Raw genomic sequence first — 9,436 nt, forward strand, 5'->3', positions numbered from 1 at the left:
TATATTTTTCTATTTTCTCATTATTTATTCTTTCCTTTGCACAAAAAACCCATAATTTCTGCCCGCAGAAATTATGGGTTTTCCTAAAATTAATTTAATCTAATCAGAAGCTTTTACTGCCCTCACAATGGCCTCCGCCATCTCCCTGATCCTGACAGCCGGAGAAGGAGCATTTAAAATCCCGGACGTTCCGCCCGTGCCGTCGGCCCCAAGCCTTATCATATTGTAACAGTCCTCTGCCGTGCTGACTCCGGAAGCAACCACCACCAGTACATCAGGATTTACTTTTCGTACCTGATCGATTGCTTCCATTGTATAAGCATCGTCTGCTACCTGACCGGTTCCGATCAGATCCGTCGGTTCCGCCAGGACAACATCCGGGTTCATACACGCCACGGCTTTTGCTTCCGTAATGGAGTCCGCACATACGATAGAAGTCATGTCAAGCTCGGCTGCGCGCCGGATACATGCATATAGGTCAGACAGCGTCTTAGGATTTTCGGCATGGTTCAGAAAAACTGCATCCGCTCCTGCTTCCTTTAAAGATTCCGGAAGAACATGCCCCATTCCCCGTCCTGGTGTGAGCGGGTCCATAGACTGTACGCATACAATGATGTTTTCCGTATTCTCACGGATCATTCTCACATCTGCATATGGACAAGTAAAGATAATCGGCAGTCCGGTATCTTTAGCCGCCTGATCTGCGGCCTTCGCCAATTTAAGACTCTCGTTTCCGTATAAATATGACTTTGGATTTACAATCAAAAACGGTGACTGCATATTTCCCATGTTCTCCTCCTTACTCTCCAATGACAACTATTTTACATTTTCTTTCCCGGGGACGCGTGCGGTCAAAGTCTACAAAATAAACATATCCTGTAACACCGACTCCTAATTTGCCGTCCTCCACATCAAAGATCTCGCTGGACCCGAGAATCGTAGATCTCAAATGTGCATCTCCGTTGAATAATGCGGTTCTGTCTCCTCCCGGAAGCCAGAAATCCAAATCCGGCCAGGTTTCCACTTCTTTATAGTGTTCTTCTCCCGGATAATGGTATTGATCCGCGCTCACATGATCCGGAATGATCTTTGCTAAAGCATTGTTTAAGTCTTCCTGTAAAAACTCATCCCCATTCTCATTGTAGTCGTGGACAAATTCCTCAAAAAACACAGAACAGGTAGTATGCGGAGAAATGACCGCACAGAGTCCGCTTTTAATCCCGCTTTCTTCAATCACCCTTTTTACTTCCGGAGTCACATCAATATAGGTAGGTGTTTTGCCATGTGACTGTACTTTGATCGTATCTTTATATACTGCCATTCTTTCTTTCCCTCCAAATCATTTCTTCTGGAATACTTTCAGCGCTTTTTTTACATCCTCTTTGACTGCCTCTGTAGCTGCCAGGGACATGGAATCATAAAACAGCGGTTTTGATTCATCTTCCCAGTATTCTTTTGAAGCCTTTCCTCCAGCCGTATTCATGTAAGTATAATAGTTTACTTTGCAGATACCATTTTCAATGGCCACCCTGTAATCTTCATCTGACACACCGGAGCCTCCGTGCATTACAAGAGGCACTCCGGCCGCATCGCGGATTTCTGCAACCCGGGGAAGATCCAGTTTAGGCTCTGTCAGATATACTCCGTGGGTTGTTCCAAAAGCCACAGCCAGACAGTCCACACCGGTCTTCTCCACAAATTCCCCTGCAACCTCAGGATCTGTATAAATGGAATCTAAATCATCATAATCATCTTTGCCGTCAGATCCGGCTCCTTCTCCCTGAACAACCTGGGAAGTAAAGATATGCCCTAATTCAGCTTCCACGCCGGCGCCGACTGCATGGGCAATTTTAACGATCTCTGCTGTTTCTTTTACATTGTCTTCAAAACTTTTTGCAGAAGCATCATACATGACGGAAGTAAATCCGAGATGAAGTGCCTGGACACAGCGTTCAAAGCTGCTTCCGTGATCCAGATGAAGCGCAACCGGCACTTTGGCCCGTTTTGCATAATATTTAAGGATTGGTCCGATCTCGTCAAGATCGATCAATTCGTCATGACTCTGGGCATGCTGCAGGATCACCGGGCATTCCAGCTCCTCTGCCGCCTGAATAATCCCCCGGATTGCTTCCAGTGTGGTTCCGTTAAATGCGCCGACTGCTTTCTTTTCTATTTTTGCCTGGTCAAGTAATTCTTTTAATGAAACTAACATTTACATCCTCCCGTTTTTTTTAACCGTTCCCGTCCCTGGGTCCTTGCTTTTGAGACCAGAGAGTCCGGGTTGATCTGTGCATCCAGATCATAAAAGAATTCTTCCAGCTCCTTTTCATCAGAAAATTCGGAAATTCTTACCCAGTATCTTCCCCTCATGATCCCGCCGCCGTCAAAGGTCATATACATTTTTGTTCCTCCTGCCAGCGGCCTCATGCTGTACTTGCTGATCTGACTGATCTCATATGTATGGCTCCTCCCGTAAGCACAGAACACTACGGTCTTCCCGCTGTCAATGCGGACTTCAGACGGATTGCTGAGTGACACAAATACATTAAAGACATTATAGAGACACAGTCCAAAAACCAGTAAATACAGCAGATGATGTCCTGCGGCCAAAAACTGATAAAGGCAGAACACTCCGATGGCCGCAGTAAAAATCCCGGGTGCCGTCATTTGTATAGAAAAATGAGATGGTTGATATACGTAGCTCTTCATCATTTTTACCTTTCTTTATGCATCAGCATGTAATTCTTTTGCTTCTTTGATAATTCGTTTTCTGTTCATCAGAGCTAATCCAACTGCAACTGCTACCGCAATGATGAGTCCGACTGCTCCCACAGAATGTGCCTTTACAAGTACCCATGACAATGGGTTTGCCCCGTCACAGATAGAAGAAATCGTAGCGGCACCCTTAGGAATGGCAAAATTTACGGATTTTGCAACTGCAGTGATAGACGGCGCCAGGTTGGTAGAAATATAAAGTCCTCCAACCAGGCAGACGATTCCTGTGATCAGTGCCCGGAAGCCGTTTCCTCCTACCAGCGGCACGATCAGAACAAACATATATGGCAGTACAGATAAGTCAGTCATCGGAAGCACAGTATTTCCAGGAAGGATCACTGCCAAAAAGACTGCCAATGGAACCAGGATCAGGGATACTGTTAAACATACCGGATGCCCGACACCTACGGCTGAATCCAGTCCGATGTAAATTTTTCCTCTGTTCGCAAACTTAGAAGATACAAATTCCTGGGCCGCATCAGAAATCGGCATGAGGCCTTCCATTAACAATGCTGCCATTTTGGGGATCAATACCATGACAGCACCGAGGGTGACACCAATCTGCAGTACCGTCTGTACATTGTTTCCTGCCAAAGCTGCAATGATGATTCCCAAAACAGTTCCAACCAGCATCGGTTCTCCGAATACACCAAAACGTTTCTGAAGCTTTTCAATATCGATGTTAATATTTTTCACTCCCGGAATAACGTCGATGATCTTGTCTACGACGATAGCAATCGGCACAAATGCCGCTGTAAACCCATGAGGGAGGGACACTCCCGGCATGCCCAGGGTTTCCTCTACTTTCGGCGCCGTGTAGTCACCGATTACCATGATGATCACCATATTTAAAATCGCTGCGATAATTCCATAAGCAAAATTTCCTGTCAGAACATAGATCAGAGAACCGGTAAAGGCAAAATGCCAGTAGTTCCATATATCCACGTCCAGGGTCTGTGTCGTGTTGGTCAGCAGCATGACAATATTAACGATCAGCCCGATTGTCGTACCAAAAGCGATCGCTGATGCTGCCGGCCAGCCGATATCTACAGTGGAGAGGGCCAATCCAAATCTCTGAGCCATCTGCTGTACCGCGGGAGCCAGGTTTTCGCCCATCAGTCCTGTAACCAGATTCAATCCGATAAACCCGATACCTACCGTCAGGCCTCCACGAAGGGCCTTGCCAAATTTGGCACCTAAAACCACACCTATGATCGTTAAGATGATCGGCATCATGACACTGGCGCCGAGTGAGTTAATATAGCTGAATACATCAATAATTGCCTGCATAATAATCCTCCTTTTATCTGCCTGTTTTTACTTTTGCATCTCTTCCAAAATGGAAGTGTACAGTTTGTCCAGCCCTACCCCGGTCAGCAGGGGAAGTCCTGCCAGCACCGGACATTTGACATCACCGCTTACTAAAGTAGTAGAAACACAGAAGTCAACATTTCCGGATTTCTCAACGACTTCGGAAACCTGGCACTGTTCAATTTTGTATTTCCCCGAAAATCCGTGCTCATCCAGATAAGCTGAAATTTTCTGGTTTGCAACCGTTGATGTAGCGACTCCTGATCCACATGCGATTAAGATTTTTTTCATGATATATTCTCCTTTATATAAAAAATATTAATAAGTTCGTTTTTATGTGCTAATCTATTAAGTCACCCAGGACTTCATCGATCTTATCCACACTGCCTGATCTTAAAACTTTTAAAACCTCCTGATCCTGGCATGCCTCGATGAGTTTTTGGAGCAGCCCCAGCTGGTCTTCTTTTTTCTTGATTGCCAGCATAAACAAAAGAGATACTCTGGTTTTCTCACCCTCCATTCCCATGACGCAAAATTCTACCGGCTGATCAAGGACGCCCAGACAGATGGCCGGCTTTTTTACATATTCGGGATCTGTATGCGGGATCGCCACATTGATCTCTCCGGTTGGAAGTCCGGTCGGAAAATTCTCCTCCCGTTGGATGATGGCATCATGAAATCCTTCCGTTACATATCCCTCCTGAAACATGGCCTCAGCCATTTTCCCCAAAACTTCTTTATCATCTGAACCTGACAAAGAAACTGCAAGGTAATGTTTGTCTGTGTTACTGGTTATCATTTTCATTGTCTTTCTCCTCATTATATTTTGAATTTAATCGTTTGATCGTATTTAAAACAGCTTCTGCATCCGGCAGAGAATCTAATATTCTGCGGATCTGTTCATTCCCAAAAATCATCATCAGATCATAGATTGCGCTGTTGATACTTTTTGCGCTCTGAATGCTCATTCCGATCACATACCGCACCGGATCATTGTTTCCGCTGTGAAAATCAATCGGTTCTTTTAATCTCAGGATCGATGCCGCCTCCTCAATGACGCCCTGTTCCGCGCTTGCGTGCGGCAGCGCCGTTTCCGGACAGACGACAATATAAGGACCGTTTCTTTTGATATTCATAACCATTTCATCTACGTATCCAGGCTCCACTGCGCCTGTGGAATGCAGCAGATTCCCCGACTGACGGACCGCGTCTTCCCAATCTTTTGCCTCGTATCCCACCTGAATCCTCTGCTCATTCAGCAGATCATAGAACGCACCCTGAATATTGACATCAGGAGGACTTGTGATTTCCGGCTCCCGTTCTTTACCTTCTCCGCCGTCTCCCTCCCGTATTTCCAGGACCTTTCTCTGAATATCCAGGATATCGTCCTTCTCGAGCATAGGAGACCGGACTTCTACATAAGGGATGTTCACATCATCCAGCGGGATCGTTGATATGATCATCTGGGTTCCGTTTTTCTCGATCTCCCTCATATTATGGAAAGAAGAGATACTTACGATCTCGATCATATCATCCAGCGTCTTCAGTTTCGCCATCATAAATTGTGCAGTCCCTCTTCCGGTTGCACATACAAGAGCCACTTTTACTTTTCTGCTCTTTTCTGTCTCTGCCTTTTCTTTTTCCATCACAGAGGCAAAATACAGTACCATAAAAGACATTTCATCTTCCGAAAACTTCTGGCCCACATAATCCTCCAGGGAGCCGAGATGCTGCTTCACACTCTCAAAAATCTCAGGATAATCCTGCATTAAAGTATCCTTCAGCGGATTCACCAAAACTTCGCTGTTTTTCAGACGGTGCACCGCGGACCTCATATGGGCCACCAGCAGGTCATAGAGAGTAAAGTCCAGATAAAAGTCAATTCCAAAACAGCTGGAAATCTGATAGATCGTTTCCGCGATCATGACTCTTAATTCCAGAGCATTTGTTTTCTGTGCATCATCTTTCAGATAACTTTTTCCGTTCAGGCATTCTGTATAGTAAAGGATTTCGACCTCACGCACATCCATCTGAAACATGTCAGAAATTTTCCCGAACAGTCCTTTGCTGAACGTGTACTTGGAGCCTTCTTTTAAATAATTCCATTCGTTGGTGAAATACCCCGGAAGAAAGTGCTTTCGTACGATCCGGTTGGCTACAATCGTAAGCTCTGTCACAGCCTCAAAAAAAGAATAGTCGGCAAAAAATATCTGTGTCTCTTCCTCTTCTTCCAGAATACAGTTTTTCATCTTCTCGTAAATTTCCAGGCTGTCTGCCTCTTTTAACAGAAGATTCCAAAAAACACTCAGATCATATCCGTTCTTGTAATAATTGTCGTCGCCGTTTACTTCTAAAAGCTTTAAGATACCTTTCCGTACATCCAGCTCCGATGCCTCAATAATATATCCCCTCCTTACCTGGGATACCAGCGTCATTCCATTTTCTTTAAACCAGATTTTCAATTCCTGAAGATCTTGAAGCAGGGTATTGCGGCTGACGCCAATCTTTTCTTTCAGCTGGTCCACCGTCACATATCCGCTGGCATTCAGAAGAATCATTGCCAGAATGGTGGAACGTTCCTTTTTTGAAAGGTAATAAGTATAAAAGTCGTACTCGGATATAAATTTCTCATAGGCCCGGATATCAACTTTTTTATCTGTGTCAATCCACAGCTTTCCGTCAAGATCCGAGGCGATGACCGGCAGCTCATATGCTTCCAGATCTTTATTCAGCTCTTTTATATCTGCCCGTATCGTTCTCTCCTGTATATGATATTTCTCCTCTAATCCGGAAACGTCTGCATGGATACCGAGGATCAGATCCTTCAGAATCTTATTGCTTCTCCTGTTCATTTTTCTCCTCCTTGAGCTTAATTCTATTCTAAATCCATTTTATCCGACAAAAAAGTCCAATCAGTTGCAATGGAAAAACGTGAAATTGGGTTAATTTAAAACTGCCCGGCCTTCTCTCTATAACATAAAATCAGAGCAGAAATCCCAAAAATGAATTTCTGCCCTGATTTTATTAAACGATCTTAAATTGTCTCCGTGCTGTTGATGCCTGTCTCCAAAGCCCCTTTTACCAGCCGGATAAAATTAGGATAAGACGGATCTTCTACCAGACGTTCCACCAGAGACTTATCGGCAAACATTTTGGAGAAATAATCCCAAAGCTGAAATGCCTGCGGATTATTTTTTCCGATGTGCATCAGCATCACCAAGTGAACCTCATTTTTCTCTTCATCCCAAATGATAGGTTCTTTCGATACGCATACTGCCACAAACGTATCGGATGAAACCGCATACATCGGATGAGGCACTGCGATCTGCTTGCTGAAAAAGGTACTGCCAATTTCTTCCCTCTGTAAAACCTGGGAATGAAGATTTTCTACCTGGAAATAAGCAGTGGATTTTTCGCAGAGCATACTGAGCACTTCTTCCTTATTCGAAGACTTCACACTGGAAAACAGCTCCGGATGAAAAATATCTGCCACATCTTCTATATCCTTAAATCCATCAATATTAAGCTTAATATTCATATAATCATGCTGATTGGGGAATGTATCCACATACATTGCCAGCCCCTTCTCAAAAAATTCTTCTTTTTCTGTGGTCAGAAAGATATCATATTCGTCCAGCATGTCTTCCGTCACATCCATAGGATTGACGAAGTCTATAACAGAGACATACTCCGAGAACCATTTCAGCAGGGTCTGTTTCATCAAAAGCGTCATACTGTTTTTCAAAGCGGAGATCACGAGAATCCGTTTATTCCCCTGGCGGCTGTTCAATTCCAGAAGGCTGCTGTAAAAATGGACGGCCAGAAGCGCCACTTCATCTTCTGACACCCTCTTTCCATACTGCTGATGAAGCAGAAATGCAAAATAAGCCCCAATATCATAGCCAAGCGGGAAAGTCTCCCGGATATAGTTGAGCATATCATTTTTGACCTGCATATCATATTTGATTCGGATACTCAATGACATACAGTGCAGCGCCAATGTGATCCGCAGATTTATGTTGTCCGTAAAATCTACCCCAAAGTTCCGCCGGATTTCTTCAAAAGCTTCAGAAATAAAATTATCCATCTCCTGAGTAATCGTATCGGAATCTCTGTTATTTCCCTGTCCCTTCAGGTATAGAGAAAAATACCGTATCTCCTCATCCGGTACTTTTATGAAGAATCTCCGGCTGATCTTCCCGAAGACTGCTTTGGCTATCTCGTATTCATTGCCCAGCTGTTCCGAAATATCCAGTTCGCCCGGCTGTATGTAAAATCCTTCGCCCATCCGGCAGATCATGATATTTAAAAACAGGATCGCATTGTTGAAGTCCGTGTCCATAATGTGATACTTATAGTTTACAAAAATATCAGTCAGTATATTTTTAATCTTTGCAAGCTGTCTCTCATCAATATATACCATGCCCTGTTCGTTTTTGATATGGGCCAGATAGAGATCCTGTTCCGCCAGGCATCGTCTCTTATTGATCTCATATCCGTCAATCATGACTTTATTGCTGCTTTTTAATAGTTCCAGCTGGAACTTTTCAAGGACTTCCTCTACTTTCTTTAAATCATTCTGCAGTGTGGATCTCGAAATATAAAACTTGTCTTCTAATTCCATAACAGATACAGCCCTGTGTCTGTTCAGAAGCAAAAGCAGTATCTTGCTGATCCGGCTTGTAGGATAATTAAGAGATACTGTTGTGTACTGCTGGTACAGAGAATTCACGAATGCGGAAAACTCATCATAGTTTTTAACTTGGATACAGCTTCCCTTGGAAGCCTTGGAAACCAATTCCGCACATGTCTCATCCGCAAGTTCCTTTCGGATCACTTTCATGTCCCCCTGAACGGTCCTGAGACTCACGTCCAGTTTCTTTGCAAAATGAGACGCAGTCAGGAACTCATCGGAGTGATTGCAGAATTCTAATAAAATTTCAATTTGTCGTTGGTTTAACATTCAAATCCCTCTTTTGTATTGCATCTATATCCGCTGGTCATATATATCATTATACCTTAACGGGATCCTATTCCGCAACTGGTGATCATCGTGGCTGTGACTGGTCAAAGAAAGATCTCTGTCAAAAATCAGGTATCCTTGTAACTATGTAATAAAGATCCGGGGAACCGGATCTTTGGGATAAAGAAAGATTGTTAATTTTAAGCAGAATATTGTTTTATTGAACTTCACTAATGCTTTTAGGACAACTCTTGTTATTGTTTATCGTAATATAGCCGACTGTTTTATCATCTATAACCTCATTTCAATACAACTCTTGTTATTGTTTATCCAACGCTTTTAAGCCATTTCTGATTTTTATTATAGCCAGTTTTCCTGATAAAATCA

The 9,436-nt window shown here is 43.6% G+C and carries 9 protein-coding genes; all 9 read right to left on the reverse strand.

The features are described 5' to 3' along the window. Positions 1 to 99 precede the first annotated feature (99 nt). A complete protein-coding gene (locus QVP35_RS01655) occupies positions 100 to 789 on the reverse strand; it encodes a triose-phosphate isomerase (RefSeq protein ID WP_009290960.1) in 690 nt (229 codons plus the stop codon). Positions 790 to 799: 10 nt separating this feature from the next. Continuing rightward, complete coding sequence (locus QVP35_RS01660) at positions 800 to 1,321, reverse strand: YjbQ family protein (RefSeq protein WP_009290959.1); 522 nt, start codon at positions 1,319 to 1,321, stop codon at positions 800 to 802. A gap of 18 nt (positions 1,322 to 1,339) precedes the next feature. After that, entirely contained in the window at positions 1,340 to 2,212 is an 873-nt protein-coding gene (locus QVP35_RS01665; RefSeq protein WP_009290958.1) for a class II fructose-bisphosphate aldolase, read from the reverse strand. Beyond that, positions 2,206 to 2,712 (reverse strand): hypothetical protein, encoded by a 507-nt coding sequence (locus QVP35_RS01670; RefSeq protein WP_009290957.1) that lies wholly within the window; start codon positions 2,710 to 2,712, stop codon positions 2,206 to 2,208. Before QVP35_RS01670 ends, QVP35_RS01665 begins: the two co-directional genes overlap by 7 nt. A 12-nt stretch (positions 2,713 to 2,724) precedes the next feature. Then, entirely contained in the window at positions 2,725 to 4,065 is a 1,341-nt protein-coding gene (locus tag QVP35_RS01675; RefSeq protein WP_022260722.1) for a PTS galactitol transporter subunit IIC, read from the reverse strand. A 27-nt stretch (positions 4,066 to 4,092) separates the two neighbouring features. Further along, complete coding sequence (locus QVP35_RS01680; RefSeq protein WP_009290955.1) at positions 4,093 to 4,377, reverse strand: PTS sugar transporter subunit IIB; 285 nt, start codon at positions 4,375 to 4,377, stop codon at positions 4,093 to 4,095. Positions 4,378 to 4,426: 49 nt separating this feature from the next. Beyond that, the gene (locus QVP35_RS01685; protein WP_022260723.1) at positions 4,427 to 4,891 is read right to left on the reverse strand and encodes a PTS sugar transporter subunit IIA; all 465 of its coding nucleotides are present in this window, start codon (positions 4,889 to 4,891) and stop codon (positions 4,427 to 4,429) included. Beyond that, positions 4,872 to 6,938: a BglG family transcription antiterminator gene (locus tag QVP35_RS01690; protein WP_006566199.1), complete on the reverse strand. Its 2,067-nt coding sequence runs from the start codon at positions 6,936 to 6,938 to the stop codon at positions 4,872 to 4,874. The genes QVP35_RS01685 and QVP35_RS01690 overlap by 20 nt, the downstream gene beginning before the upstream one ends. A 182-nt stretch (positions 6,939 to 7,120) precedes the next feature. Beyond that, the gene (locus QVP35_RS01695; protein ID WP_009290952.1) at positions 7,121 to 9,049 is read right to left on the reverse strand and encodes a BglG family transcription antiterminator; all 1,929 of its coding nucleotides are present in this window, start codon (positions 9,047 to 9,049) and stop codon (positions 7,121 to 7,123) included. Between the last annotated feature and the right edge of the window lie 387 nt (positions 9,050 to 9,436).

This window comes from Anaerostipes sp. CAG:276, from assembly GCF_000432215.1.
GTDB classification, from domain to species: Bacteria; Bacillota; Clostridia; order Lachnospirales; family Lachnospiraceae; genus Anaerostipes; species Anaerostipes caccae.

Excerpts from the sequence above, each read along its gene's own strand:
- QVP35_RS01680 (WP_009290955.1), bottom strand. The coding sequence starts at position 4,377 with ATGAAAAAAATCTTAATCGCATGTGGATCAGGAGTCGCTACATCAACG.
- QVP35_RS01665 (WP_009290958.1), bottom strand. The coding sequence starts at position 2,212 with ATGTTAGTTTCATTAAAAGAATTACTTGACCAGGCAAAAATAGAAAAG.
- QVP35_RS01675 (WP_022260722.1), bottom strand. The coding sequence starts at position 4,065 with ATGCAGGCAATTATTGATGTATTCAGCTATATTAACTCACTCGGCGCC.
- QVP35_RS01655 (WP_009290960.1), bottom strand. The coding sequence starts at position 789 with ATGGGAAATATGCAGTCACCGTTTTTGATTGTAAATCCAAAGTCATAT.
- QVP35_RS01695 (WP_009290952.1), bottom strand. The coding sequence starts at position 9,049 with ATGTTAAACCAACGACAAATTGAAATTTTATTAGAATTCTGCAATCAC.
- QVP35_RS01685 (WP_022260723.1), bottom strand. The coding sequence starts at position 4,891 with ATGAAAATGATAACCAGTAACACAGACAAACATTACCTTGCAGTTTCT.
- QVP35_RS01660 (WP_009290959.1), bottom strand. The coding sequence starts at position 1,321 with ATGGCAGTATATAAAGATACGATCAAAGTACAGTCACATGGCAAAACA.
- QVP35_RS01690 (WP_006566199.1), bottom strand. The coding sequence starts at position 6,938 with ATGAACAGGAGAAGCAATAAGATTCTGAAGGATCTGATCCTCGGTATC.
- QVP35_RS01670 (WP_009290957.1), bottom strand. The coding sequence starts at position 2,712 with ATGATGAAGAGCTACGTATATCAACCATCTCATTTTTCTATACAAATG.